This window comes from Ralstonia sp. Ralssp135 (assembly GCF_047304345.1).
Classification (GTDB): domain Bacteria; phylum Pseudomonadota; class Gammaproteobacteria; order Burkholderiales; family Burkholderiaceae; genus Ralstonia; species Ralstonia chuxiongensis.
Window position 1 is genome coordinate 1 of sequence record NZ_JBGLYZ010000014.1, and the last position, 25,762, is coordinate 25,762.

The 25,762-nt window shown below is 64.5% G+C and carries 21 protein-coding genes and 1 riboswitch; of the genes, 9 read left to right on the forward strand and 12 right to left on the reverse strand.

Annotated elements, in window-relative coordinates; genetic code table 11:
* Positions 1-248: 248 nt before the first annotated feature.
* The 3 genes from ACCD03_RS11900 (at position 249) to ACCD03_RS11910 (ending at position 4,204) form a co-directional block, all read left to right on the forward strand.
* Entirely contained in the window at positions 249-2,189 is a 1,941-nt protein-coding gene (locus tag ACCD03_RS11900; protein WP_325654327.1) for a S8 family serine peptidase, read from the forward strand.
* Positions 2,190-2,211: 22 nt separating this feature from the next.
* A complete protein-coding gene (locus tag ACCD03_RS11905) occupies positions 2,212-2,697 on the forward strand; it encodes a hypothetical protein (RefSeq protein ID WP_413411687.1) in 486 nt (161 codons plus the stop codon).
* Positions 2,698-2,797: 100 nt separating this feature from the next.
* Positions 2,798-4,204: an amino acid permease gene (locus ACCD03_RS11910; RefSeq protein ID WP_413411688.1), complete on the forward strand. Its 1,407-nt coding sequence runs from the start codon at positions 2,798-2,800 to the stop codon at positions 4,202-4,204.
* Here the strand turns inward: ACCD03_RS11910 and ACCD03_RS11915 are convergent.
* Both ACCD03_RS11915 and ACCD03_RS11920 read right to left on the reverse strand, forming a co-directional pair.
* The gene (locus tag ACCD03_RS11915; protein WP_413411689.1) at positions 4,183-5,382 is read right to left on the reverse strand and encodes a M20 aminoacylase family protein; all 1,200 of its coding nucleotides are present in this window, start codon (positions 5,380-5,382) and stop codon (positions 4,183-4,185) included. The genes ACCD03_RS11910 and ACCD03_RS11915 overlap by 22 nt on opposite strands.
* Positions 5,383-5,435: 53 nt before the next feature.
* Positions 5,436-6,731 (reverse strand): MFS transporter, encoded by a 1,296-nt coding sequence (locus ACCD03_RS11920; RefSeq protein ID WP_413411690.1) that lies wholly within the window; start codon positions 6,729-6,731, stop codon positions 5,436-5,438.
* Positions 6,732-6,986: 255 nt separating this feature from the next.
* Between ACCD03_RS11920 and ACCD03_RS11925 the strand changes: the two genes are divergently transcribed.
* The gene (locus ACCD03_RS11925; RefSeq protein WP_045202094.1) at positions 6,987-7,904 is read left to right on the forward strand and encodes a LysR substrate-binding domain-containing protein; all 918 of its coding nucleotides are present in this window, start codon (positions 6,987-6,989) and stop codon (positions 7,902-7,904) included.
* Between the two features lie 22 nt (positions 7,905-7,926).
* Here ACCD03_RS11925 and ACCD03_RS11930 read toward each other — a convergent pair whose 3' ends face one another.
* Complete coding sequence (locus ACCD03_RS11930; protein WP_413411691.1) at positions 7,927-9,231, reverse strand: O-acetylhomoserine aminocarboxypropyltransferase/cysteine synthase family protein; 1,305 nt, start codon at positions 9,229-9,231, stop codon at positions 7,927-7,929.
* A gap of 212 nt (positions 9,232-9,443) precedes the next feature.
* On the opposite strand from ACCD03_RS11930, the gene ACCD03_RS11935 reads away from it, so the two are divergent.
* The 4 genes from ACCD03_RS11935 to aspA all read left to right on the forward strand — a co-directional run bounded on the left by ACCD03_RS11935 (position 9,444) and on the right by aspA (position 14,749).
* Entirely contained in the window at positions 9,444-10,343 is a 900-nt protein-coding gene (locus tag ACCD03_RS11935) for a LysR substrate-binding domain-containing protein (protein ID WP_253535225.1), read from the forward strand.
* Between the two features lie 208 nt (positions 10,344-10,551).
* On the forward strand, positions 10,552-11,859 hold the full coding sequence (locus tag ACCD03_RS11940; protein ID WP_413411692.1) for a dicarboxylate/amino acid:cation symporter: 1,308 nt from the start codon (positions 10,552-10,554) through the stop codon (positions 11,857-11,859).
* On the forward strand, positions 11,856-13,337 hold the full coding sequence (locus tag ACCD03_RS11945) for an amino acid racemase (protein WP_413411693.1): 1,482 nt from the start codon (positions 11,856-11,858) through the stop codon (positions 13,335-13,337). Before ACCD03_RS11940 ends, ACCD03_RS11945 begins: the two co-directional genes overlap by 4 nt.
* The gene (gene aspA / locus ACCD03_RS11950) at positions 13,334-14,749 is read left to right on the forward strand and encodes an aspartate ammonia-lyase (protein WP_253535228.1); all 1,416 of its coding nucleotides are present in this window, start codon (positions 13,334-13,336) and stop codon (positions 14,747-14,749) included. The genes ACCD03_RS11945 and aspA overlap by 4 nt, the downstream gene beginning before the upstream one ends.
* 34 nt (positions 14,750-14,783) lie before the next feature.
* On the opposite strand, the gene ACCD03_RS11955 is transcribed toward aspA, so the two are convergent.
* The 6 genes from ACCD03_RS11955 to ACCD03_RS11980 form a co-directional block, all read right to left on the reverse strand.
* Positions 14,784-15,716 carry an amidohydrolase family protein gene (locus tag ACCD03_RS11955; protein WP_253535230.1) on the reverse strand — a complete coding sequence of 311 codons (933 nt, stop codon included), beginning with the start codon at positions 15,714-15,716 and terminating at the stop codon, positions 14,784-14,786.
* A 1-nt stretch (position 15,717) separates the two neighbouring features.
* A complete protein-coding gene (locus ACCD03_RS11960; protein ID WP_253535240.1) occupies positions 15,718-17,043 on the reverse strand; it encodes an MFS transporter in 1,326 nt (441 codons plus the stop codon).
* A 73-nt stretch (positions 17,044-17,116) separates the two neighbouring features.
* Positions 17,117-18,487, reverse strand: coding sequence for an MFS transporter (locus ACCD03_RS11965; protein WP_413411694.1), 1,371 nt, complete (start codon positions 18,485-18,487; stop codon positions 17,117-17,119).
* A 50-nt stretch (positions 18,488-18,537) separates the two neighbouring features.
* Positions 18,538-19,488: an SMP-30/gluconolactonase/LRE family protein gene (locus tag ACCD03_RS11970; protein WP_253535683.1), complete on the reverse strand. Its 951-nt coding sequence runs from the start codon at positions 19,486-19,488 to the stop codon at positions 18,538-18,540.
* A gap of 5 nt (positions 19,489-19,493) precedes the next feature.
* Complete coding sequence (locus ACCD03_RS11975; RefSeq protein WP_253535244.1) at positions 19,494-20,441, reverse strand: hydroxyacid dehydrogenase; 948 nt, start codon at positions 20,439-20,441, stop codon at positions 19,494-19,496.
* Positions 20,441-21,139 carry an RraA family protein gene (locus tag ACCD03_RS11980; RefSeq protein ID WP_413411695.1) on the reverse strand — a complete coding sequence of 233 codons (699 nt, stop codon included), beginning with the start codon at positions 21,137-21,139 and terminating at the stop codon, positions 20,441-20,443. Before ACCD03_RS11980 ends, ACCD03_RS11975 begins: the two co-directional genes overlap by 1 nt.
* Positions 21,140-21,309: 170 nt before the next feature.
* Between ACCD03_RS11980 and ACCD03_RS11985 the strand changes: the two genes are divergently transcribed.
* On the forward strand, positions 21,310-22,020 hold the full coding sequence (locus tag ACCD03_RS11985) for an IclR family transcriptional regulator (RefSeq protein ID WP_413411696.1): 711 nt from the start codon (positions 21,310-21,312) through the stop codon (positions 22,018-22,020).
* A 39-nt stretch (positions 22,021-22,059) separates the two neighbouring features.
* Here the strand turns inward: ACCD03_RS11985 and ACCD03_RS11990 are convergent, their stop codons facing one another.
* The 3 genes from ACCD03_RS11990 to ACCD03_RS12000 all read right to left on the reverse strand — a co-directional run bounded on the left by ACCD03_RS11990 (position 22,060) and on the right by ACCD03_RS12000 (position 25,516).
* Positions 22,060-23,340, reverse strand: coding sequence for a voltage-gated chloride channel family protein (locus ACCD03_RS11990; protein ID WP_413411697.1), 1,281 nt, complete (start codon positions 23,338-23,340; stop codon positions 22,060-22,062).
* A gap of 77 nt (positions 23,341-23,417) precedes the next feature.
* Positions 23,418-23,495: riboswitch (Fluoride riboswitch) on the reverse strand.
* A 72-nt stretch (positions 23,496-23,567) separates the two neighbouring features.
* A complete protein-coding gene (locus ACCD03_RS11995) occupies positions 23,568-24,302 on the reverse strand; it encodes a DsbA family protein (protein ID WP_413411698.1) in 735 nt (244 codons plus the stop codon).
* A gap of 38 nt (positions 24,303-24,340) precedes the next feature.
* Entirely contained in the window at positions 24,341-25,516 is a 1,176-nt protein-coding gene (locus ACCD03_RS12000; RefSeq protein WP_413411699.1) for a hypothetical protein, read from the reverse strand.
* Positions 25,517-25,762 lie beyond the last annotated feature (246 nt).

Below are 25,762 nucleotides of genomic sequence, written 5' to 3' on the forward strand. Positions count from 1 at the left end.
CCCCCGCGCAGCCGCCCCAAAGACTGAGACGCGCTGACAGGTTCGCGCGACGGCCGAACCGGTTCGCGGGCACAGGCGCTTTCGTCGTTGAATCCCCACTGGCGTGCATGCGAGCATCCGGCCCGACCTGATGAGCGCCCATGCGCTCGCGGCGGGCACGTGCGACGTGCCCTCTCTTCGTCGAACAGGTCGAAGCGGTGCGGACATCCCGCGCTTTGCACAACACACAACGACAAAACGGGGGTCTCGTGAAAGACATTACGGGAAAATCGCTTGCCTTGACGCTGTTCGCCACCGTGGCCCTGGCCGCGTGCGGCGGTGGGGACTCGGGAAGCAACACCGCCAGCAACGGCGGCAACACCGGCGGCAACACGCCGCCCGCATCCACGTGCGCAGAAACCGGCGTCGATGCCAAGTACGCCTGCCAGACCGGCAGCACCGAGCCGCTGTACGCCTACCAATGGGCGCTCAAGCAGGCAACCAGCTTCTTCGCGGCGTTCGGCCTGGTGGCCAACGGCACGACCGACATCGACGTGGAAGACGCGCACAAGGCCGGCGTCAAGGGCCAGGGCGTGAACGTGCTCGTGCTGGACGACGGCATCGACGTGCACAACGAAGATCTGTTCGCCAATGCCAACTCGGACATGACGCACAACTTCGACGATGGCTCGAACGATCCGACACCGGCAGACATTCCCGCGAACATCAAAGACGCGCATGGCACCAACGTGGCCGGCATCATCGCCGCGGCGCAGAACGGCAAGGGCGTCATGGGGATTGCTCCGCGCGCGACGCTGGGCGGGGCGCGCTTTATCGGCGCGGCGAACCCCGACATCACCGCGGCCTACGGCGGCGCCGACTGGTCGAAGAACGGCCACATCATCAATGCCTCGTACGGCGCGAACCCGCAGGCACCGCTGGAATACGACACGTCCACCTCGACACAGGCAGCGGTACGCGCCTTCCCGAACCTGCGTGGCGGCCGCGGGCTGGTCATGCTCAAGGCGTCGGGCAATGAATATGAATACATCAACGATGGCGCCAGCGTTCCGCCGCGCACGTGCCCGACCGTGGGCGGCACCGCCGGCATGATCGGCTGCGAGAATCCCGCCAATGATCCGGAAGCCCTGGAGCCTGGCGTGATCGTTGTCGGCGCGGCAAACGCGCAAGGCATCAAGTCGAGCTACTCCAACGCCGGATCGGTCAACTGGATCACAGGCTTGGGCGGCGAATACGGCAACGGCGGCAAATATGGTGAAACGGGCAGCGGCCCAAAGATTTTCTCCACCGACCTCAGCGGCTGCGCACGCGGCTACAGCCGAGCCAATCCGGACGACACCTATGACTTTGCGATTGCAGGCACCGCTACCAACCTGAAAGACAACGCTAAGTGCGACTACTCGAGCATGAACGGCACGTCGGCGGCAACGCCCACGCTGTCCGGCGTGGTTGCGCTGATGCTGGCGGCCAATCCGAATCTGACGTGGCGCGATGTTCGCGAAATCCTGCGTGCGACGGCCCGCAAGATCGACGCCGACTACGGCAGCCGTGACGGCCGTAACGCGCGAATCGACCTGCTCACCGGTGCCGCCACGGGCGATACCAGCGCCGCGCTGACTGACGGCGCGACCACCGCGCGGCTGGACTACGGCTGGCAGACCAATGCCGCCGGCTATGCATATTCCACGTGGTACGGCTTCGGTCTGGTCGATGCATCAGCGGCGGTGAAGATGGCCAAGGCCACTGTCACCTACAAGCCGGCCGCTCTGTCGGTGCCGGACTTCGCGGCGGCCTTTGCTAACGTGAACCAGCTGAACTACGGCGCGGTGCAAAAGCTCGGCCAGTTCAACGTGTCGGGCACCGACAAGGTCGACGCCCTGCAATTGCGCGTATCGGGCTCGGTGTGCGTGGGCAGTGTCGGCTTCTTTGTGAAGTCGCCCTCGGGCACGGTGTCGGCGTTGTCCCTGCCCTACAACGGCTATTACAACAACGGCGTCGATACCGTGAACAAGTACGGTCTGGGCAGCTACGCCTTCTATGGCGAGAACGCAGCCGGCACGTGGGAGGTCTACGCCGTAAGCGGCGTGCCGACCAACGCCTGTTCGACATACCAGCCCCAGGGCGGTACCCACACCGTGACCCTCGCCACGCCGCTGGCCGTGGAGTATCGCGTGATTGCTGCCAAGTGAGCCCGTTCGGAGACCATTCAACATGATCAATACAACCCTGATGAAGACCGTGGCGCTGGCGGCGCTCCTCTCGATGGCTTCGGCGTGCCAGGCGGCCGACCTGACGGTGGGCAAACACCTGAGCACGCAGGAACTGACGCAATACGCAAGCGCGCCGACGGTGCAGATCGAATCGCAGTCGTTCAAGGTGCTCTCCAGCGGCACGCGCACCAAGGCAGCGGGCGTGGCATCCTCAGCCGTCACGCAGGTGGTCAATGAGCGTGGCGTGGTGGGCGAGAGCCGCAACGAGGTGGTCGTCTCGCAGGTGTCGGTCGACAGCGTGCGCCAGGCAGTGAGCAGCCTGCCGGCAACGCCGGTATCGGCGGAGTATTACGGGCACCTGAACATCAGCACCCTGCGTTTTGCTTCGTTCCAGGATGCCGTGAATGCGCGTGCGCAACTCAAGAAGACGCTGCCGCAGGCGCGGGTGGACGTTCCGATCCAGTACGCCAAACCCGTGGCGCGCTGATCAACCTCCGTCCGGTCACACAAGACGCCCCGCCTCCGTGCGGGGCGTTTTTCATGGAGCGGCGTATCATCCCGGCCTTTTCCCCAGTCAGGACAACACCATGACCAAGGCCACAGGCAGCTTCGAAGCGCTGGCCGCACGCGAAGGCGGCCTGCAGCACCGTCTTTCTTCTGCGCAACTCGCCATGATCGCCATCGGCAGCGCGATCGGCACCGGCCTGTTCCTGGGTAGTGGCGCGGCCATCCAGTTGGCCGGCCCGGGCGTGATTGCAAGCTACGCCATCGGTGCGCTCATTGCGCTGCTGCTCATGGGCTGCCTGGCCGAGATGGTTGTGGCCCACCCGACCACCGGCTCTTTTGGGGCCTATGCCGAGCATTACATCAGCCCGCTCGCCGGCTTCCTGGTGCGTTATGCGTATTGGGCGGCGGTCGTCTTCGTGATCGGTGCGGAGGTGACGGCGGTGGCGGTATACATGGCGTACTGGTTTCCGGGCGTGCCGGCGTGGGTATGGATCGTGGGGTTCTCCGCCGTGCTCGTGTGGATCAACGCCAGCAGTGTCGAGGTATTCGGCGTGGCCGAATACTGGTGCTCGATGATCAAGGTGGTGGCGATCGTCGCGTTTCTGGCAGTGGCGAGCTATGCCATTCACCGCGCACCCGCAGGCGGGCCGATCGGCTTTCACAACTACGTGAGCGCGGGCGGCTTTGTGCCGCACGGCTGGAATGGCGTGTGGTTCGGCGCGGTGGTCAGCATCTTCAGCTTCTTCGGTATCGAGCTGATTGCCGTGGCCGCCGGTGAAGCGCGCGAGCCCGAAGCAGCCGCCACCCGCGCATTCCGCTCCACGCTGTTCCGGCTGGTGTTCTTCTACCTCTGCACGCTCGCACTGATGCTGGCCGTGGTGCCGTGGCAGCAGGCCGGCACAGGCAAAAGCCCCTTCGTGCGGGTGATGGAAATCCTCGGCATTGCCGGCGGTGCGGGCGTGATGAACTTCGTGGTGCTCACGGCAGCGCTGTCGTCGATGAACGCGCAGTTGTATGTGTCGACGCGCATGCTGTTCAGCCTGGCGCGTGGCGGGCAGGCCCCCAGGGCGCTCGGTGTGGTGAGCCAGCGCGGCGTGCCCTTGCGCGCGCTGGCCGTGTCCAGTTCCGGTGCAGCGCTCGCGGCCGTGCTCAGCGTGGTGCTGCCGGGGCACTCGTTTCTTCTGATGATGGCGCTGGCGATGTTCGGCGCGCTCTTTACGTGGCTCGTCATCTTCATCACGCACCTGCGCTTTCGCCTCGCAGCGGAACGCGAAGGGCGCACGCTGCGGTTCCGCATGTGGGGCTTTCCGGTGCTGACCGTCATCGGAGCCGTCGCAATGGCGGTCATCATCGTCAGTACGGCTTGGATGGCGGATTTCCGCATGACGCTGGTGGTGGGCGTGCCGTTCCTGCTGGTGATGGCTCTGGTATTCCGGCAGGCGCGGCTGGGGGAGTCGCCTGCGCGTCAGCCCTCTGCGCGCAACTGATCCTCCACCAGCGCTACCCAGCATGCCGCCCCGATCGGAATCAGCTTGTCGTTGAAATCGTAGCCGTCGTTGTGCAACGAGCAGCCGACCCACTGGCCGCCCAAACCGTTGCCCAGCGCGAAGTAGCAGCCAGGGCGCTTCTCCAGCATCCAGGCAAAGTCTTCACTGCCCATCTGCGAAGACGGCGGCACCTGGATGACGCGCTCCTCGCCCACCACGCTCGCCACGGCACGGCGCGCGATAGCGGTCTGCTCGGGTGTATTGCAGATGGCCGGCACCAACCGCTCGTAGACGATCTCCGCGCGCACGCCATAGGATGCGGCCTGGTGCGTAATGACCTCGCGGATGCGCGTCTCCAGCAGCTCGCGCACCTCCGGCTTGGTGGCGCGCACGCTCAACTTGAGCATGGCCGTTTCGGGGATGATGTTGTGAGTCGTCCCGGCCTGCATCTGCCCAACGCTGATGACGGCCGCATCCACAGGCGCGACGTTGCGCGAGACGATACCCTGCAACGCCACGACCGTTGCCGCCAAAGCCAGCGTCGGGTCCACAGCCAGGTTAGGCATGGCGCCATGGCCACCGCGCCCGCTGAAAGTCACCGTCACACGATCTGACGAACCGCCCAGTGGGCCGCTCTGCACGACTGCCACGCCCAGCGGCAAGCCGGGCGCGTTGTGGAAAGCGTAGATGCCATCGCAGGGGAAGCGCTCGAACAGACCATCCTCCATCATGGCCACGGCGCCGGACAGGCCCTCTTCATCGGGCTGGAAGATGAGGTTCAGGGTGCCGTTGAAGTTGCGCGTGGCTGCCAGGTGCTCGGCGGCGGCAAGCAACGTGGCGGTATGGCCATCGTGGCCACACGCATGCATGCGACCGGCCACCTGGCTGGCGTAGGGCAAGCCTGTGCGCTCCTGCATGGGCAGGGCGTCCATATCAGCGCGCAGGCCGATCGTGCGCGTGCCGTTGCCGACCTTCAACTGCCCCACCAGGCCGTGACCGCCAACGCTGTGCACGTCATAGCCCCATTCACGCAGCAGACCGGCGACGAGCTGGGAGGTGTGCGGCACGTCGGCACCCAATTCCGGATTGGCATGGATGCGATGACGCAGTTCGGCAAAGCGGTCAGCACCCACGTGCAGGGCCTGGGGAATACTGGGTGAATTCGGATCGAGGTACATGGTGCGAGGTCAGAGGCGGACTGGGTGGAGGCAACGATGGCGCGACGTCAATCTCAATCGCGGCCGGGATAGGTCGGGAACAGCGTGAGCGCGCCCAGGCTGATTGCACTGCTGGCCAGCAGATACCAGGCCGGTGCCATCGGGTTGCCGGTTACGCCCAGCAACCACGTAACGATGAGCGGCGCAAAGCCGCCGAACACGGTCACACCCAGGCTGTACATCACCGACATGCCGGTCGCGCGATGCTGGCGCGGGAAGGCTTCCATCAGCAGCGCCGCGCCCGCGCCATTGCTGACCGACATGAACGTCACGCCTAGCGCGATCAACCCCATGGTGAGAGCCAACCCCGCGCCGGAAGACAGCAGCACGAAGCCGGGGTACGTGCACGACAGGCTGACCGCAGACGCGACATACAGCATCGGCTTGCGCGTCGGCAAGCGATCGGCCAACAAGCCAAACAACGGCGACATGACCAGCATGGTTGCCCCCGCCACGCACGCCGTGAGAAATGCCGTGACCGGCGGCATGTGCAACGAGTGGATCAGATACGTGGGCATGTAGAAGATCAGGATGTACATGGACGCAGTGGCCCCTGTCATCAGCAGCATGCCCAGCACCAGCGTGCGCGCATGCTGGCGAAGCACGTCGACCACGCTGCCGTGCGGGGCGGCCTCGTGCGTCTCCTTCAGATGCCGGCGGATGTACATGCCAACCGGCGCGATCAACAAGCCCAGCAAGAACGGCAGCCGCCATCCCCAGCTCTGCAGTGCCTCGGGGCTGAGCACGGCGCTCACACCGGCCGCACTCAACGCGCCGAGCAGCGCCGCCGCGCCCTGCGTGGCCGCCTGCCAGCTCACCAGGAAGCAGCGCCGGCCCTTGCTGGCCGATTCCAGCAGCAGCGCCGACGCCGCGCCGATTTCCCCACCGGCCGACAGCCCCTGCAGCAAGCGCCCGAGCACCACCAGCACCGTTGCCGTCACGCCGATCGTCGCGTGGCTCGGTGTGAAGGCGATCAGCGCGGTGCCGGCCGTCATCAATGCAATCGTCAGTGTGAGTGCTGCCTTGCGGCCACGCCGATCAGCCATGTTGCCGATCAGCACGGCACCCAGCGGCCGCATGACAAAGCCCGCGCCAAAGGTGGCGAATGACAACAGCAACGAGGCCAGCGGGCTGCTCGACGGAAAGAACAATCGCCCGATGGTGGCGGCAAAAAAGCTGTAGACCGTGAAGTCGTACATTTCGAGCCCGTTGCCGATGGCGGCGGCAACGACAGCGCGGCTCGAATGTGGGGTCACGGTGGTGGTGCCTTGGCGCGGGGCGCCAGCGGGCACGGCGATCTGGGCATCCATCTTGATGTCTCCTCCAGTCGGGCGGGCTTCTATGAGCGTCCCGCAATGCGCTGGATTGAAGGGCAATAGTAGGAGCGGTCGGGCCGATTCCGCCTCTCGCTTTTTTTCATGGCTATAGCTGTTGGCTATGGCCGGAGCGCGCATCCCAGCCTGCCCGGCTAGTCCAACGGTCGCCCCGGGAGAATTCCGCAGTACAGTTGCTGGCTGGCGGTGCGGCATGCCAGCTCTTCGCTGCGCCGTGTATCAAGGACACCTATGAAGCTCAACCAGCTACGCGCACTGGTCACCGTTGCCGAGACGGGCAGCATCCAGGAGGCTTCGCGCCTGCTTCACATCACGCAGCCCGCGCTCAGCAAGGCCATCAAGGAGCTGGAAACGAGCGTGGGCGCAACGCTGTTCGTACGCTCCAGCAAGGGCATCCGGCTTACGCCGTATGGCCAGCGCCTGGTCGGGCATGCACGCTTGATCAACGAAAGTGTCAAGCGCGCACGAGAAGACCTGGAAGACATGAAAGGGGCGGTGACGAGCGAATTGACGGTGGGCGTCACCCCCGTCACCGCGCTCATCGGGCCGGTGGCTGACTGCCTCGTAACCTTCCGGCGCGAATTTCCCAATGCGCGGTTGCGCATCCTGGAGGCACGTCCGGGCCAATTGCTGGAACTGCTGCGCGAGGGCGCCATCGACTTTGCGCTGACGTCTCAGTTGCAGACGGGCGAACGCGGGTTCGACCACACCGTGGTCTGCCGCGCGCAGACGCTGATCGGCGTACGCAAGGGCCACCCGTTGCGCGGCCACCAGCCCCTGCGTGCCTTGCAGCAAGAAGAGTGGCTTGCCCCCGATTCGCTTACTGACGAGCACTCGCCGCTGTACCGACTGTTTGCCGATGCCGGTCTCGCTCCGCCCGAACGCGTGGTCGAATGCAACTCCATGACGCTGCTGCTCGAGCTGTGCTGGAAATCGGACGCCCTGCTTCTGCTGTCGAGCGAATCGACGCGCTCGCCCATCATCCGTCAGACGATCGACTTTATCGAGACCGATCAGCCAATGCCCGAGCGCGTCATCTCGCTGCTCACGCGAGACCGCCACGTTCTGACAGCGCTCGGCGCGCGCTTGCATGACGCGCTGGCACAGGCGCTGCGGCAGGCGTATCCGGAGCGGCCAACGCAGCCGTAAACCAGCGCGGTTCTGCGCCCGATCAGGCGCGCGCCAGCGCCTGATCCAGATCGGCGAGCAGATCATCGATGTGCTCGATACCGATCGACAACCGGATCGTCTCCTGCCGCACGCCAGCCTTGGCCAGCTCGGCTTCCGAGAGCTGGCGATGCGTGGTCGATGCCGGATGCGTGGCCAACGACTTCGCGTCGCCAATGTTCACCAGCCGCGTGAACAACTGCAGCGCATCCTGAAAGCGCGCGCCAGCGGCAAAGCCGCCCTTAACGCCAAACGTAAGCAGCCCCGGCGCCTTGCCCGAGAGGTACTTGCGCACGAGCGCGTGGTCGGGGTGATCGTCCAGGCTGGCGTGATTGACCCACTCCACCTTGGCGTGGCCGCGCAGATGCCGGGCGATGTGCGCGGCGTTCTGCGTGATGCGGTCGATGCGCAGGCCCAGCGTTTCGATGCCCTGCAGGATCAGGAATGCGTTGAACGGCGACAGCGCCGCGCCGGTATTGCGCAGCGGCACCACCCGGGCACGGCCAATGTACGCCGCGTCGCCCAGGGCTTCCGTATAGACGACGCCGTGGTAGCTCACGTCAGGTTCGTTCAGCCGCTTGAAGCGCGCCTTGTGCTTGGCCCACGGAAACTTGCCGGAATCGACGATCGCACCGCCCAGGCTTGTGCCGTGGCCGCCCAGATACTTCGTCAGCGAATGCACAACGATGTCGGCGCCGTGCTCGAAGGGCCGCGTCAGGTATGGCGTGGGCACAGTGTTGTCGACGATGAGCGGCACGCCGTGGCGGTGCGCGATCTCGGCCAGCGCGGCAATGTCCGTGATGTTGCCTAGCGGGTTGCCGACCGTCTCTGCAAAGACGGCTTTGGTGCGGTCGTCGATCAGCGCTTCGAACGATGCAGGGTCACGCGGATCGGCAAACCGCGTGGTGATGCCCGACTGCGGCAGCGTGTGCGCAAACAGGTTGTAGGTGCCGCCGTATAGCGTGCTGGCCGAGACGATGTTGTCGCCCGCTTCCGCAATCGTCTGGATCGCGTATGTCACGGCCGCCTGCCCCGACGCCAGCGCCAGCGCCCCGATGCCGCCTTCAAGCGCGGCAATGCGCTTCTCCAGCACATCGTTGGTCGGGTTCATGATGCGCGAGTAGATGTTGCCCGGCACCTTCAGGTCGAACAGATCGGCGCCGTGCTGTGTGTCGTCAAACGCAAATGCAACGGTCTGGTAGATCGGTACCGCCACCGCGCGAGTGGTCGGGTCTGCGCTGTAGCCGCCATGGACAGCCACGGTGTCGGGTTTCCAGGCGGGGGCGGTGCTCAAGGACGGCTGCGTCATGGTGCGTCTCCGGAAGGTTGGTCCGGCGAGCATATGGGCAGCCCTGCGGTTGAGGGAACGACCGTTTTTATCTTTGGTTATGCGTGAAGCGGCACGATGCGGAGGCCGCATGCGGTCATGCGGATATCGCATACCTAGGGTAAACACGTGCCACCTCGCGTGAGCCGAACGGATAGCCTCCACAGCATTGAACGCACCGCGCCGGAGGGGTCATGGAAGTCAAATGGATCGAGGACTTTATTGCCCTCACGCAGCACCAGAGCTTTTCGCGGGCGGCGGAAATCCGCAATGTCACCCAGTCCGGCTTCAGCCGGCGTATCCAGGCGCTTGAGCAGTGGGTGGGCGCCGAGCTGGTGGATCGCAGCACCTATCCGCCCACATTGACGGCAGCCGGGCGCCTGTTTGAAGAAGCCGCGGACGACGTGCTGAGCAAGCTGATCGACACACGCGCCATCATCCGCTCCGAGCACCGCATGCCCGGGCCGGGGCTGCAGATTGCGGCGGGTCACACCATCTCATTGAACTGCCTGCCAACCTGGTTGGCGATGGTGGGCAAGCACATCGGCAACCTGCGCGCGCGTGTCATTCCGGGCAATGTGCACGACTCGGTGCTCATGCTGGTCAACGGCTCCTGCGACCTGATGTTTGCGTACGACCATCCCAGCCTGCCGCTGCATCTTGACCCGATCAAGTACCCCAGTCTGACAGTCGGGCGCGACACCTTCATGCCGGTCAGCAAGCCCAATGCGCGGCTAGGGCCGATGCACCGCCTGCCCGGCACGGCCAACCGGCCCCTGCCGCTCATCTCTTACACCCCAACGAGCTATTTCGGCCGTTGCCTGGCGCTGCTGTTGAGCCAGGCCGATGCGCAACCATTCCTGCGGCTCGACTATGAATCCGACATGGCCGAAATGCTCAAGAAGATGCTGCTCGCCGGTGAAGGCATTGCCTGGCTGCCAAAGAGTTCGATCGAGGCGGAGCTTGCCGCCGGCGTATTGGTGCCGGCGGGCGGCCCAACCTGGTCGCTCGATCTGGACCTGCGTGTGTATCGCAACCAGTACACGCGCAATGAGCTGCTGGAAAAGCTCTGGCGCCATCTGAGCCTGCCCTGAACCTGCCTCGGCGGGCCGTTTGCTCGTTTACCCGAACTATGCGGCGCTCGCATGAGCCCTTGCGGGAGCCGCATCACGGCGCACGCTGCCGTTCCTACACTCCGTCCACGCAATGAAAGCCGAGCCGAATAACCGGCCGGCGTCATGCGAAAGGCCACGGATTCGGTGTTCTCCGATTCCGGCAAGAGACCTCACTGGACGGAGCACCATGAAAAAGAATCGCCTTACCGCAACTATCCTGGCAGGCATGCTGCTGGGCATCGCCGTGGGTTATGCGTGCCACAAGCTCGCACCCGACGCCAATGCCGCCAAAGCCATCGCCGGCTATTTCTCCATCATCACGGACATCTTCCTGCGGCTGATCAAGATGATCATCGCGCCGCTGGTATTCGCCACGCTGGTCTCGGGCCTGGCCGGCATGGAGGGCACGCAGGCCGTGCGGCGCATCGGCTTGCGCTCCATCGCGTGGTTTCTTTGCGCGTCGTTGATCTCGTTGGCGCTAGGGCTTGTGCTGGCCAACGTGCTGCAGCCGGGGGCGGGGCTGAACATGACGCCCAACGCCGCTGATGTTGCCACCGGCCTGAACACCGCCGGCCTGAACTTCAAGGATTTCATCACCCACGCGTTCCCCACCAGCGTGCTGGATGCCATGGCACGCAACGACATCCTGCAGATCCTGGTGTTCTCGGTGTTCTTTGGCGTGGTGCTGGGCGTGCTCAAGGGCGACGAACGTGTCGCGCCACTGTCGCGCGCCATCGATGCCCTCGTGCCGGCCATGCTCAAGCTGACCGACTACGTCATGGCGCTGGCGCCCATCGGCGTGTTCGGCGCCATTGCCTCGGCCATTACGCTGCATGGCCTGGATGTGCTGGCAACTTACGGCAAGCTGGTCGGCAGCTTCTACCTGGGGCTGGCGCTGCTGCTGACCATCCTGATCGGCATCGGCCACATCTTCCTGGGGCGCCAGACGTGGGCACTGCTCAAGGCGATTCGCGAGCCGGCCATGCTGGCGTTCTCCACCGCCAGCAGCGAGGCGGCCTACCCGCGCCTGACCGAAAAACTCGAGGCCTTTGGCGTCGACAAGAAGGTCGTCGGTTTCACGCTGCCGCTGGGCTACGCGTTCAACCTTGATGGCTCGATGATGTATCAGACGTTTGCTGCCCTCTTCATCGCACAGGCGTTTGGCGTGGAGATGTCGCTGTCGCAGCAGATCCTCATGCTGCTGGTACTGATGCTCAGCAGCAAGGGGATGGCAGGCGTGGCACGCGGCTCGGTGGTGGTGGTGGCAGCGGTGGCGCCGATGTTCCATCTGCCGCCCTCGGGCGTGGTGCTGATCCTGGCCATCGATCAGATCCTGGACATGGGCCGCACGGCCACCAACGTGGTCGGCAACAGCATCGCCACCACGGCCATCGCCAAGTGGGAAGCGCGCCGCGCCGCACGTGAGCAGACGCAGGATTTCGCCGGCATCTCCAACGTTTCGGGCATTTCTGGTATTCCGGGCGAAGTGAAATGACAACACCGCACGCGCGTCGCTCGCTGGGCGTGATTGGTGGGCTGGGGGCGCTGGCCAGCGCAGACGTGTTCTTCAAGCTGATCCAGTCCACCCCGGCCAGCACCGATGCCGAGCATCTCGACATCGTGTTCGAGCAGCATCCGTTTTCTCAGGCGGGCCACACAACGGCAGCCACCACGGAGCGCAAGCTCTACATCTTCGATCTGATCCGCGACTTCCAGCGGCGCGGCATCGGAGCGGTGGTGCTGCCCTGCTTTTTGAGCCACACCTTCATCGACGAGCTGACCGCCAATTCGCCGTTGCCGATCGTCGACATGATGGCGGGGCTACGCAGCCACGTGCGGCGCAAGTTTCCGGCCGCGCGCCGCATCGGGGTACTCGCTTCGGACACCACGCGCAGCAAGCGTTTGTTCGAGCGCTACTTCAATGCGCCCGAGTTCGACGTCGTCCACCCGCGCGTTGACGGCATCGACCGTGTGACCGAAGCGGTGTACGCCCCCGACGGGATCAAAAGCGGCAACCTGCGCGGGCGCCCCATCGGGCTGTTGCGCGACGCCTGCGCGGACCTTGTTGACCAGGGTGTCGACGTGATCCTGCCGGGACTGACCGAGATCGCCCTGGTGCTCGACGAGCTTGGGCCCCTTGGCGTGCCCATCGTCGATTCCAACCTGGCCTACGCGCAGTACGTGGTGTCGGGGCAACACGATGCGCCTGGCAAGCTGTTCAAGGTGGGTGTGGTGGGCGGCGTGGGGCCCGCCGCCACAGTCGACTTCATGCAGAAAATTGTGCGCAACACGCCGGCCACGCGCGATCAGGACCACATCAAGCTGATGGTCGAGCAAAACCCGCAGATTCCCGACCGCACCGAAAACCTCATCGGCGAAGGTCCGGACCCGACCGTCTCGCTGTACGCCACCTGCCGCAAGCTGGAGGCGGGCGACGCCGACATCATCGCCATTCCGTGCAACACGGCACATGCGTACGTTGAGCGCGTACAGCCGTATCTCGGCATTCCGATCGTCAACATGCTGACCGTGACGGCCGAGCATATCCGCAACACGTTTCCGGCCTTGCGCAAGGTCGGCCTGCTGGCAACCTCCGGCACGGTGGCCAGCCGTGTGTACCGCAAGGCGCTGGAGGCGGCCGGCCTTGAGCAAGTGGTGCCCAGCACCGAGCAGCAAGCCCGTGTGATGAACGCCATCTATGGCCCGCAGGGCGTGAAAGCGGGCTGCACCACAGGCGCCTGCGTTGACGATCTGATGGCCGCCATTGACGAGTTGGCTGCGAGCGGCGTCGAGGTGGTGATTCTTGGTTGCACGGAACTGCCGCTGCTGCTGCCGCACGCCAGCGTCAACACGCCGCAAGGCCGGCTCGTCACGCTGATCGACCCGACCGATGTCCTGGCGCAGCACTGCGTTGCGCGCGCCCTCGCCCACCCTTCTCCATCGCATTCCAACGCTTCACTACAAACGACATGACCCACCGTATCGAACACGACCTGCTCGGCGACCGCGAAGTCCCCAGCGACGCCTACTACGGCGTTCACACGCTGCGCGCGCTGGAGAACTTTCCGATTACCGGCACCCCCATTTCTGTCTATCCGCAGTTGCTCTGCGCACTGGCCAGCGTGAAGGCTGCCGCAGCGCTGGCCAACCATGAGCTGGGGCTGCTGGACAGCCTTCATGCCAACGCGATCGTCCACGCATGCGAGCGTGTGCGGGCGGGCGAGGCCCACGCGCATTTCGTCGTCGATGTCATCCAGGGTGGCGCAGGCACGTCCACCAACATGAACGCCAACGAGGTCATTGCCAACCTGGCGCTGGAGTCTCTTGGCCACGCGCGCGGCGATTACCAGCACCTGCACCCGAACGAACACGTCAACCTGAGCCAGAGCACGAACGACGTCTATCCGACCGCGCTGCGGATTGCCGCGCACGAGGGCGTCCTGGCCCTGATCGATGCCATGGGCGTGTTGCGGCAAGCATTCGAGCGCAAGGCCGAAGCATTCCGCGGTGTGCTCAAGATGGGCCGCACGCAGCTCCAGGACGCCGTACCGATGACACTCGGCCAGGAGTTCAGCGCCTATGCCGTCATGCTGGGCGAAGACCAGGAGCGCCTGGCCGAAGCAGCGGCATTGATGCGCGAGATCAACCTGGGTGCCACGGCGATCGGCACGGGCATCAACACGCATCCGGACTATGCGGCCGCGGTCTGCCGGCATCTGGCGCGAATCACGGGCATTCCGCTGGTGACGTCGCACAACCTGGTGGAGGCCACGCAGGATGTGGGCGCGTTCGTTCAGCTCTCGGGCGTGCTCAAGCGGACGGCGGTCAAGCTTTCGAAGACCTGCAACGACCTGCGACTGCTCTCCAGCGGCCCGCGTGCGGGGCTGGGCGAGATCAACCTTCCCCCCATGCAAGCGGGGTCGAGCATCATGCCCGGCAAGGTGAACCCGGTGATTCCGGAAGTCGTCAATCAGATTGCGTTCGAAGTGATCGGCAATGACCTGACCGTCACCTTTGCTGCCGAGGCCGGGCAGCTTCAGCTCAACGCCTTCGAGCCCATCATTGCGCACAGCCTGTTCAAGAGCGTCTCGCACCTGCGCAACGGGTGCCTGACGCTGGCGGAAAAGTGCGTCGACGGCATTACCGCCAACGAAGCGCACCTGCGCGCCAATGTGGAGCACTCGATCGGCATCGTCACCGCGCTCAATCCGCATATCGGCTATGCGAATGCGACGGCGATTGCGCAGGAGGCGCTCGTCAGTGGCACCAGCGTGTATCAGCTCGTGCTGGACAAACGCCTGCTCAGCCGCGAGGCGCTGGATGAGATTCTGCAGCCGGACATGCTGGCCCAGCCGCGTGCGGTGACAGCGGCCCGGGCTATTTGACCGAACCGAGGCCGCAGAGCCGAAAAGGGAACGGTCAACCGAAGCCGTAAAGCTTCACCGGATTGGCGGCAAAGATCATCTGTTGCCAATCCGCACGCCCGATCCACGCGGCAATCGTATCGACCAGCGCGGCATCGTCGGGCTTGTGCGTCTTCTCGGTCGGATGCGGCCAGTCGGTGCCCCAGAGCATGCGCTCGGGCGCCATGTTGATGAATGTCTTGGCCACGGGCTCTACGTCCGCATAGGCTGGTGCACCTGTTTTGGTATCGACATATGGACCGGACAGCGTGATCCACGTGTTTCCCTTGTCGACCAGGCGTTGCGCTGTGCGCATGGCGTCGGACTGCATGCCGCCCGGCTGCGGAACATGTGCAATGTGGTCGATGACCAGCGGACACGGCAGCGCAAGCAGATGCGGCTCCAGCGCGGGCAGCTTCGCGCCTTGCACGACAAGCTCGATATGCCACCCAAGTGCGCCGATGCGAGACGCCAGCGGCGCAAGCATGTCGACGGTGGTGGCGCCCGGATAGCTCAGGTTGAAGCGGATGGCCCGCACACCTGCCGCGTGCATCTCCGCAAGCTGGGCATCCGTCACGGAAGTATCGACCACCGCGACGCCGCGGGCATTTGGCCCGAAGCGCTTCAGCGCATCCAACGTGCAGCGGTTGTCCGTTCCGTACGTCGACGGCGTGACGACCACGTTGCGCCGCACGCCCAAGCGCGCCTGCACCTTGCGGTACTGCTCGATGCTCGCGTTGGGCGGCCGTAGCGTGGTGCCCGGGGCACTGGGGAATCGGTCATCGTAGATATGCATGTGGCAATCCACCGCGCCGGCCGGCAAGTTGAACGTGGGTGAGTCGCTACCGCTGGACCACAACTCTTCCGCCCCGGCGAGAGCCGGTACAGCGGCTGCCACGGCACTTGCCCCCGCCATCTGCAGGAACTGCCTTCTATTGAGTGCGCTCATGTCAGGCGGTCTCCGTCTTGTTCAGCACCTGCGCTTCCGGCGTCGAGCGGCTCAACAGCAGCAGCGTCATCACGCTCACCAGCGTCAGCAGCGCCAGCGGCATCAGCGCCAGCGCGTAGCTGCCGGTGGCCTGCTTGACCCAGCCGTACACGTTCACCATCAGGCCGCCGCCAATGAGGTTGGCAATCGCGTTGATGGTGGCAAGCCCCGCAGCGGCCGCGCTGTTCGAGAGCATGCCGGAGGCCAGCGCCCAGAACGGTCCCTTGAACGAATACGCGCCCACCAGCACCGCGCACAGCATCACCATGGTTGGCACCAAAGATCCGCTCAGCGATGTGCCGAACAGGCCCAGCCCGATCAGCAGCATGGGAATGGCGGTGTGCCAGCGGCGCTCCTTCAGTCGGTCGGACCGGCGACCCCAGAACACCATCAACACCGAAGCCACTGCATACGGCACCGAGTTGAGCAGCCCCGTCTGCATGACGGTCAACCCAAACGATTTGAGGAGTTGCGGCTGCCATACCGACAGCGTGCTGCCGGCGGCCGACGCGCACACGTCCACCAGGGCGAGGCACAGCACGTAGCGATTGCGGAACAGCTTCGCCAGCGGCATCTGCGCAACTTTCTTGGGCCCGCGCGCTTCACCGGCCAACGTATTCGTGAGCCACTGGCGCTCGTCATTCGACAGCCACTTGGCTTCTTCGGGCCGATCGGTCAGCAGGCGCAGGCAGGCGATGCCGAGCAGTACCGTGGGAATGCCTTCTAGGATGAACAGCCAATGCCAGCCGCGCAGGCCGCCAAACCCATCCATCTGCAGCAGCGCAGCCGAGATGGGCGAGCCGATGAAGCTTGCCGCGGGAATCGCGACCATGAACGTCGCCACAATGCGGGCGCGGTGCGTTGCCGGAATCCAATACGACAGATACAGCAGCACGCCGGGAAAGAACCCGGCCTCCGCCGCGCCCAGCAGGAAGCGCAGCGCATAGAAGGATGCCGGGCCTTGCACCAGTGCCGTCGCGGCCGAGATCAGCCCCCACGTGATCATGATGCGCGCAATCCAGATGCGCGCGCCGTAGCGTTGCAGCGCCAGATTGCTCGGCACCTCGAAGAAGAAATACGACACGAAGAAGAGGCTGCTGCCAAACCCGAACACGCGGGCCGTCAGCCCGAGGTCATGATTCATCTGCAGCGAGGCCATGCCGACGTTGCCGCGGTCGATGAAGGCCAGCAGGTAGCAGAGCATAAGAAACGGCACGAGCCGCCAGACCACCTTGCGCAGGGTCCGCTGCTCGATCTCGGTGACACCGGTACTGGCCGTCACTTGCATGTTTGTCTCCTGGCGCCGTCGTATGCTGTGCGGCGCTGTTTGAATGTCTAGGAAGAAAGGTACTGCTATCGCGTCATCGGCGGGTGGCTTCACCGGCATCAGCGCCGGGATCGCCCAGCCAAGCGATGGACAGCGCACCGATAAGCAGCACGGCCGACACCGCCAGCAGCGGCGCTGCAAAACCATGCGAGAACTGCTTGATGGCACCGATCATCGATGGGCCGACAAATCCTCCGAGATTGCCGACGGAAACGATCAGCGCCAGGCCGCCCGCGGCCGCGCGGCCCGTGAGGAAGGTGGAGGGAATCGCCCAGTACGTGGCCTGGAACGCCAGGATGCCGCTCACCGTCAGGCACAGCGCCGTCAGCTTGAGTGCCGGTACATCAACGGCGGTGCTGGCCGCCAGCGCGACCGCTGCAACCACCAGCGCCCCGGCCACATAGGGGATGCGGTTCTGCGCGCGGTTCGCCACGCGGGCCCACCACAGCATGACCACCGCCCCAATCGCGTACGGAATGGCCGTCAGCCAGCCGACCACCGCGTGCTCGACACCAAACTGCTTGATGATCTGCGGCATCCAGAGGCCCACGCCGATGGAGCCGACGATGCCGCAAAAGTTGATGAACGCCAGCACGAAGACACGCCAGTTGGTCATTGCATCGCGCAGGGTCGAGCCGTGTTTGCTGGCGATGTCGCGTTGCTCCATGGCGAGGCGGCGCGCGAGCACGGCCTTTTCATCGTCGCTCAGCCACGTGGCCTTTTCCGGCCGGTCTGCCAGAACAAACAGGCACGCAATACCAAGCAGCACCGCCGGCAGCCCTTCGATCAGCAACAGCCATTGCCAGCTGCGCAGCCCATGCAGGCCACCGAGTTCGAGCAGCGCGCCGGAAATGGGTGAGCCGATCATGTTCGCCACCGGAATGCCAACCAGGAAGGCAGCCGTCACCTTGGCGCGCCATTTGCCCGGAAACCACTGCGTGAAATACAGGTAGATGCCAGGCGTGAAGCCCGCTTCGGCAAGACCCAACAGAAAGCGTGCTGCTGCAAAGCTCTTGGGCCCGACCACAAATGCGGTGGCCATCGAGAACAGGCCCCACGTGATCATGATCCGCGCGATCCAGATGCGCGCGCCGACCTTCTGCATGATGAGGTTGCTCGGGATCTCGAACAGGAAATAGCCGATGAAGAACAGTCCCGCCCCGAACCCGAACTGCTCGGCCGTCAGGCCAATGTCCTTGTTCATGGTGAGCGCGGCAAAGCCCACGTTGGTGCGATCGAGATAGCTGATCACATAACAGGCAAAGATGAACGGCAGGATGCGGCGGAACGCCTTGGCCAGCGTGCGTTCGCTCGCCTGGTAGTCGGCATCGGGCAGCGTGGCGGCGGTGCGCACATCCGCGCCGTGCGGTGGCGTGGTGGCACTCAGAGTCTGGGACATTTGCATGGTCTCCTCCATCGCGCTTCTATGAGCGCTAGGGGTTGCGTATCGATGAGCTAAGTCGTGGGCTTTGTCTGTTTTGCCCGATGCGGCAGCGGGCCGGCGATGTCCATCTCGGTCTTGAGCACCGTGCCGGACACCGATTCGGTCATGAAGAGCGTCTTCATTTCAGGGCCACCGAAGCACAGGTTCGTAAGCGATGCACCTTCGGGGCTGGTCACGATCACCTCGGGCTCTGCACGGTGGTTCAGCACCCATGCGCGGCCGAGCCCGGGGTTGGCCACGAACAGCCGCCCCGCCGTGTCGATCGTCAAACCATCGGGCCCGCTCGGGCCGTGCGATGTGAAGAACTGTCCGACCTTGCTGACGGAGCCATCTGCCTGCAACGGCACACGCCATACGCAGTTGCCACGTGTCATGGCGACGTACAGCACCTTCTCGTCGGGCGACAGCACAAGCCCGTTCGGGCTGGGGCAATTGCCGAGCAGCATGTCGAGCTTGCCCTCCACCGACAGGCGATAGACGCGCCCGGTCGGGTCATGCAGCCCGGTCTGCCCCTGGTCGGTGAAGTACAGGTTGCCGCGCGAATCGAACGTCAGATCGTTCACGCCCTTGAAGCGCTCCGAGTTGCGGCGCTCCAGATAGGGCGTGACTTCGCCGCGCTTGATGTCGAGCAGCATCAGCCCGTTGCGGTAGTCGGTGATGAGCAGGTGCGCATCGTCGACGAACTTCATGCCGTTGGGCTCGCCGTCGTATTCGGTCACCAGTTCCCAATCGCCCGCCGGCGAGATGCGGAAGACGCGGCCGTGCGGGATATCCGTCACGTACAGATGACCGTGGCCGTGGCCATCCGGGCTCCACACCGGCCCTTCAAGGAACGAATCGGTGGCTTGCCCGCCGCGATTGGCGCGCGCCCATTCCGTCTGGACGTCGGGCTTGCGGAACCTGGCTGGCATGCGTGTGAAGACTTCAGCTTCACGCACAGCCGGTGGCGAGAGCAGGAACATGGACATCACGCCGCCGTGCGCGTGCGTTCTTCGATCACCGCGAGCACGTTGGCCGCCGCGCCTTTGCCCATGTTCACGTAGGCCGCGTCGCTCACGCCGCCGATGTGCGGTGACAGGATGATGTTCGCAACACCCTGGAACGGGTGCGGCGTGGTCATCGGCTCCACGTCGAAGCTGTCAAGCCCAGCCGCACGGAGCCGGCCGCTGGCCAGCGCTTCAACCAGCGCCGGTTCGTCGATGAGGCCGCCGCGGGCCGTGTTGACCAGAATCGCGCCCGGCTTGAAGCAGGTGAACGCGTCGCGGTTCAGCATCTTGCGGTTCTCTGCGGTCAACGGGCAGTGCAACGACACCACATCCGACTGCGCGTACAACTCACCAAGCGTCACCAGCTTGACGCCTGCCGGCGCCTCTTTTGTGTACGGGTCGAATGCGAGAACGCGCATACCGAACGCCAGGCCGATGGCAGCAGCCCGACGCCCGATCGCACCCAGGCCGACCAGGCCAAACGTGCGGCCATCCAGTTCAATCGACTTGTGCGTTGCCTTGTCCCAATGCCCCGCACGCATGCGCGCGTCGAGCTGCGGGACAGATTTTGCACACGCGAGGATCAGCGCCCACGCATGCTCGGCCACGGCTGCGGCGTTGGCACCCGCCGCGGCACGCACCGCAATGCCACGCGCTGCAGCGGCGTCCTGATCGATGACGTCGATACCGCTGCCGTGCTTGGAAATCACCTGCAGATTGCCGGCAGCGTCCATGATGCGGGCGTTGATCTTGCCGTAGCGCACGATGATCGCCACCGGCTTGTGCCGGGCGCAGAGCGCGACGATGTCGTCTTCGGTGGGCTGCTTGCCAGCAAACACGACTTCGAAATCGCCCAGCATGTCCAACGCCTGGGGCGCCAGATCAGCCGCCGTGACAAGCAGGACAGGCTTGGTCGCAGTCGTGCTCATTACAGTGCCTCGCCTTCTGCCAGCATGCCTGCGGCGCGCAGTTCTTTCTCAAGCCAGCCGGGGCGCGTGTCGCCCTTCTGGATGGCGGCAATGCGGGCAGCTTCGGCGTCCACCTTTTTCTGTGCGAGCACGAGAATGCGCTCAACATCGGCACGCGGGATCACGACCACGCCATCCGCATCGCCCACCACCAGGTCACCCGGATGCACCGTCGCGCCTGCGACCGACACAGGCAGATTTACGCGACCTGCCACGCTTTTGGTCGGCCCGCACGGGTTCAAGCCGGCGGAGAAAATCGGAAACGCGCCGTGCGCCAGTTCGTGCGAGTCGCGGACTGCGCCATCGATGACGAACCCTGCAATACCCGTGGCGTGCGCCTGCGTCGTCATGATTTCGCCGATCAGGGCGCAGCTCTGGTCCCCCTTGCCGTCCACCACGATCACATCACCGGGCTTGGCGACCGCGAGCGCGGCGTGGATGGCAAGGTTGTCGCCGGGGCGGACTTCAACCGTCACGGCGGGGCCGACCACCTTCATCGTCGGAGCGAGCGGTTTGACGCGGCCATTCAGGGTACCGCGGCGGCCGGCAACGTCGGCAAGGATGGCTGCCTGAAAGCGGGCAGCCGCCTCGACCAGCGCGGGCGAGACCCGCTCGATATCGCGAACGATGGCGGAAGTGGTGTGTGAAGGGGTACTCATGAAAAGCTAGCCTCAGTCTGTGATGTTTTACTCTGTACAACTGTGGTGTACTCAGTGAAATCACTATAGCCAGGGCGAGCGGAGCGATCCAGTAGCGTTTACCCTTCCGCCAGATACAACATCGTTGTACATAGTACAATCCTGCCGCACATGCGTTCGGGGAGTTGGAAATGGGGAATGACGGTGTTGCCGCAGTAGAAAAGGCGCTGGCTTTGCTGGATTGCTTCAAGCCGGGGGCGGAAGCTCTTTCACTCGCGGCCCTGGCGCAGGCGTCTGGCATGCACAAGACCACGGTGTATCGGCTGATGAACTCGCTGGAGCGCATGAGCTATGTCATTCGCTCCGAGTCTGGTGCGTACTCGCTCGGGCCGCGCCTGCTGTATCTCGGCAAACTCTATGAGCAGTCGTTCCACTTGTCTTCCGTGGTGGAACCGGTGCTGCACGCGCTGGCGGCAGCCACGCGAGAGAGCGCATCGTACTACGTCATCGACCACGGTCGGCGGCTCTGCCTATTTCGCGCTGAACCGTCGGAGGGCCTGCGCGAGACGCGCCTGCCCGGCACGTCTCTTCCGCTGGACGACACGGCCATCAGCCATGTGCTGCGCTACTGGGGCCTGGGTGAAACGCTGTATGACGAGACACCGGAGTTGCCGCTGTTCACCTCCGGCGCGCGCGATCAACACACGGCGGCATTTGCCACGCCCATCTTCGGCTCCGGCGACAAGTTCATGGCCGCGCTCACGCTATCGGGTGCAGCGTCCCGGCTCGAAGCGGCGCGCACCACTGGCGATTTCGTCACGAAGCAGTTGCAGGCGGCTTCCGACCTGTCGCGCAAGCTCGGCGCCAGTGCAGCGCTGTGCGAACGCCTCTACGGTGTTTGATGTGAAGGCGCTGCCTGAAGCCAAGCTCGCACCTGCGGGCTAAGACCGCTCGGCAGATTCAGCCGGAGCCTGCCCTGCCGTCGCTGCGTCGGCGGGGCGCTTCGCATGGCCGATGCGCTGCGCGTGATAGATGCCGGTGTGGCCCGAGAAGAGATAGCTCACCACGCACGCAATGCCGGCAAACGTGCCGACTTCGGGGCCAAAGAGTTCCATCGCCATGAGGGTCGAGGCGATGGGCGTATTGGCGGCCCCCGCAAACACCGCAACGAACCCAAGACCTGCAAGCAACGGGAACGGCAGCGGCAGCACGTAACCGAGCGCATTGCCCAACGTGGCACCGATGTAGAACAGGGGCGTGACTTCGCCCCCTTTGAAACCCGAGGCCAGCGTCACGATGGTGAAAGCCGCCTTGCCGGCAAAGTCGTAGGCCGGCAGCGGGTTGTGGAAAGCCTCCACGATGACGGGAATGCCGAGGCCCAGGTACTTGTCGGTACCCAGCGCCATGGCCGCAGCCACGACCACGCTGCCGCCCAGCACGGGGCGCAGCGGGCCAAACGCAATGTGGTGCTTCAGCAGTCGGCTGAGCCGGTGTGTGAGCGCCGCGAACGTCATCCCCGTTAGACCGAAGACGATGCCGGCCACCACCACCAAGCCGATCGCGACCGGCGTGAGATGCGGCACAAAAGGAATCGCGTACGGCGTGTGGTGCACGCCCAGCAGCGGAGGAACCAGGTCGCCCAAAATGGCCGCGATAAAGCACGGCAGGATGGCGTCATAACGCAGACGCCCGATCGCGAGCACCTCCAGCCCGAACACGGCACCGGCCAGCGGCGTGCCGAAGACCGATGCGAAACCGGCGCTGATGCCCGCCATCAGCAAAATACGCCGGTCCGCCGGGGCCAGCGAAAACAGCCGCGTCAGATAATCCGCAAAGCTGCCGCCCATCTGGACAGCTGTGCCTTCACGCCCCGCTGAACCACCAAAGATGTGGGTGACAACGGTGCCCAGCAGGATGAGCGGCGCCATGCGCTTGGGCACGACACGCTTCGGGTCGTGGATCTCGTCGATCAGCAGGTTGTTGCCACCTTCCACCGAGCGCCCCGTGTAGTGGTAGAGCAAGCCGACGGCAAGCCCGGCCACGGGCAGGAACCACAGCAGCCAGGGGTGGGCGGTGCGCGTGTTGGTCGCCCAATCCAGCGCCAGCAGCAACACCGCAGAGCCCAGTCCGGCGAGCATGCCGACGAGCGAGCCCAGCGAGAGCCAGCGCAGCAGATACCCGAACATGAGCAGCGGCTCGGAGCGTGTAAGCATCTTCTTCATGATGACCAGATTCGAAGAACTCAAACCTGAGCGACAGAACGTCGTTTGGGCGTGTGCCTACAACTTCCTTCGTTCAGGAACTTGTAGGCATCATCAGCCGGTTTATTGATCCGCAGACCGGCGGTTAAGGGAGGAATGCCATCTCCACAAGGTTGCGCATTGTGCCTGAAGGGGGCCTACGGACACAAGCCGATCTGGCCTCGCGTGGCGTGCTGCCCACTGTCGCCTTACGGCTTGGCAAGCATCTCCTCGATGGCATGCTCGAACACGCTCAGGCCTTGCGCTCCCACGATCAGCCGCCCCTGCACCATGCCGTCGACCAGCCTGCCGACCACAAACGACGGTGTGCCGGAAATGCCGACGGAATGCGCGTACTGGTTATCCGCGTTGATCTCTGCAAGATACTTGTTGTCCGCCATGCACTTCTGATACTGGCCCGCATCGAGCCCCAGGGCCTGCGCGTATGACGCCAGTGCAGCGGTATCGATCCGACTCTGATTCTTGAACACCAGATCCTTCATTTCCCAATACTTGTTCTGATCGCCCGCGCAGCGCACCGACTGCGCGGCGTTGATCGCGAAGGAATGGAAATCGAGCGGGACGTCTCGCAAGACGTAACGCATCTTGCCCGTATCGATGTACTTCTTCTTGAGCTCGGGAAACGTCGTGGCTTCAAAGCGCGCGCAGTACGGGCACTGAAAATCGGTAAAGGCGACCAACGTGATCGGTGCATTTGCCTTGCCCATCACATGCGCTGTGGGTGCCTTGACGGCAAGCGTGCGCGCCGGTGCCGCGTTGCCAGGCGCTGCGGGCACGGCTTGGCGGGCCAGCAACTGCCGAATCTCGCGCAACTCGTTGAGGATGGCCTCGCCTTGTTGCTGGGTCATGGGCGCGTCGGCATAGGCCGCGCATGAGAGGAGCGCGCTGGCAACGCAAACGAGGATGGCTGACCAGAACTTCATGTCTTTCCTTGGATGCAGATGGGTAGAGAATTCGCGGGTCACTGGCAAAACCCGGCCGTACACACGCCGGACTGGCAGTCGCTTGAAACCAGGCAGGTCTGGCCGGCGGCGCACTTCTGGCAGGATCCGCCCCCGCCGCAATCCACGTCCGTTTCGACACCGTTCTTGACGCCGTCAAAACACGTCGGCCCTTGGCAGATGCCCGACGTGCACACGCCTGACGCACAATCGCCTGGCGCGGCGCAGTGTTGCCCCGCCGCACACGTTGTGCAGGTTCCGCCACCACAGTCCACGTCGGTTTCCTGACCATCGCGCACGCCATCGGTGCAAGTGGGCGCCTGGCATGTACCGCCCAGACAGACATCCCCGCCTGAGCAGTCGGCAGTCGTCGTGCAAGCTGCGGCAACGCAGCCGCCGGAACTGCAGGCGAAGTTGGCGGGGCAGACCACGCCGCAACCGCCGCAGTTGTTCGAATCCGTAGCGGTATCGACGCACGCACCGCTGCAAGCGCTATACCCCGACGCACACGAACAGGACACGGACACGTTCGTCACGTTGCCGCTGATGGTTCCTGATCCATTCACCACCGGGCAGCTCAGATTGGCGGGCTGGCTCGATACGGTCACGAGGTACGGATTGCCGTAGGCCACCGCCGATGGAAACGTGAAGACGCCGTTGACGCTGCGCGAGAGGCTGTCCCCGCCATTGTTCTTGAGCACGACCGTGCCGCTGCTCAAACCCGAGAGCGTTCCGCCAACGGTATAGGCGTTGGTTGTGCAGGTGACCGCAATCGTGCTGATGTCGCCCGCGCCCATCGTGCCGGCGCCGTTGGCAATGCTGCAGCTCTGGCCGGCCGGATTGCTCTGCACCGTGACCGAGAATCCGCCGCCTTCCGCCACAGGCGTAGGAAAAGCAAAAGCGCCGTTGGTGGAACGGCTCAGGCTGTCTGCGCCGTTGTTCTGCAGGACGACGGTTCCGTTCAGCCCCGAAACCGAGCCGCCGACCTTGAACGCATTCGTTGCACAGACCACCGACACGTTGCCGACATTGGCGGCCGAAACCGTACCGGCGCCATTGGTCACGGTGCACGTCTGGGTCGCCGGCTGCGTTGATACGGTGACGTGATACGCCGCGCCGTTGGATACGCTGGTCGCAAAGGTGAAGGTGCCGTTGGCGCCGATGGCCAGATCGTCGGTGGCATTGTTCTGGAGCACCAAGGCTCCGGACAGGCCCGTCACCGCCCCGCCAATGGAGTAACCCTGCGCCGCAGGTGCTGCAGGCCCCGTAGGCCCTGCAGAAGCCGCGCCGGTTGTGCTGCCTCCATCCCCTCCGCCGCAACCGGAAAGACCCAGGACGAAGCAGCAAGCCAGGAGCCTGCTTGAGAACTTTTTCGACACGCTCATTTGGAGCCCAGCGGGTGACCGCATTCAGAACGATGCCCGCGACGACATGCACGGCGC

Excerpts from the sequence above, each read along its gene's own strand:
- ACCD03_RS11905 (WP_413411687.1), top strand. The coding sequence starts at position 2,212 with ATGATCAATACAACCCTGATGAAGACCGTGGCGCTGGCGGCGCTCCTC.
- ACCD03_RS11910 (WP_413411688.1), top strand. The coding sequence starts at position 2,798 with ATGACCAAGGCCACAGGCAGCTTCGAAGCGCTGGCCGCACGCGAAGGC.
- ACCD03_RS11915 (WP_413411689.1), bottom strand. The coding sequence starts at position 5,382 with ATGTACCTCGATCCGAATTCACCCAGTATTCCCCAGGCCCTGCACGTG.
- ACCD03_RS11920 (WP_413411690.1), bottom strand. The coding sequence starts at position 6,731 with ATGGATGCCCAGATCGCCGTGCCCGCTGGCGCCCCGCGCCAAGGCACC.
- ACCD03_RS11925 (WP_045202094.1), top strand. The coding sequence starts at position 6,987 with ATGAAGCTCAACCAGCTACGCGCACTGGTCACCGTTGCCGAGACGGGC.
- ACCD03_RS11930 (WP_413411691.1), bottom strand. The coding sequence starts at position 9,231 with ATGACGCAGCCGTCCTTGAGCACCGCCCCCGCCTGGAAACCCGACACC.
- ACCD03_RS11935 (WP_253535225.1), top strand. The coding sequence starts at position 9,444 with ATGGAAGTCAAATGGATCGAGGACTTTATTGCCCTCACGCAGCACCAG.
- ACCD03_RS11940 (WP_413411692.1), top strand. The coding sequence starts at position 10,552 with ATGAAAAAGAATCGCCTTACCGCAACTATCCTGGCAGGCATGCTGCTG.
- ACCD03_RS11945 (WP_413411693.1), top strand. The coding sequence starts at position 11,856 with ATGACAACACCGCACGCGCGTCGCTCGCTGGGCGTGATTGGTGGGCTG.
- aspA (WP_253535228.1), top strand. The coding sequence starts at position 13,334 with ATGACCCACCGTATCGAACACGACCTGCTCGGCGACCGCGAAGTCCCC.
- ACCD03_RS11955 (WP_253535230.1), bottom strand. The coding sequence starts at position 15,716 with ATGAGCGCACTCAATAGAAGGCAGTTCCTGCAGATGGCGGGGGCAAGT.
- ACCD03_RS11960 (WP_253535240.1), bottom strand. The coding sequence starts at position 17,043 with ATGCAAGTGACGGCCAGTACCGGTGTCACCGAGATCGAGCAGCGGACC.
- ACCD03_RS11965 (WP_413411694.1), bottom strand. The coding sequence starts at position 18,487 with ATGCAAATGTCCCAGACTCTGAGTGCCACCACGCCACCGCACGGCGCG.
- ACCD03_RS11970 (WP_253535683.1), bottom strand. The coding sequence starts at position 19,488 with ATGTTCCTGCTCTCGCCACCGGCTGTGCGTGAAGCTGAAGTCTTCACA.
- ACCD03_RS11975 (WP_253535244.1), bottom strand. The coding sequence starts at position 20,441 with ATGAGCACGACTGCGACCAAGCCTGTCCTGCTTGTCACGGCGGCTGAT.
- ACCD03_RS11980 (WP_413411695.1), bottom strand. The coding sequence starts at position 21,139 with ATGAGTACCCCTTCACACACCACTTCCGCCATCGTTCGCGATATCGAG.
- ACCD03_RS11985 (WP_413411696.1), top strand. The coding sequence starts at position 21,310 with ATGGGGAATGACGGTGTTGCCGCAGTAGAAAAGGCGCTGGCTTTGCTG.
- ACCD03_RS11990 (WP_413411697.1), bottom strand. The coding sequence starts at position 23,340 with ATGAAGAAGATGCTTACACGCTCCGAGCCGCTGCTCATGTTCGGGTAT.
- ACCD03_RS11995 (WP_413411698.1), bottom strand. The coding sequence starts at position 24,302 with ATGAAGTTCTGGTCAGCCATCCTCGTTTGCGTTGCCAGCGCGCTCCTC.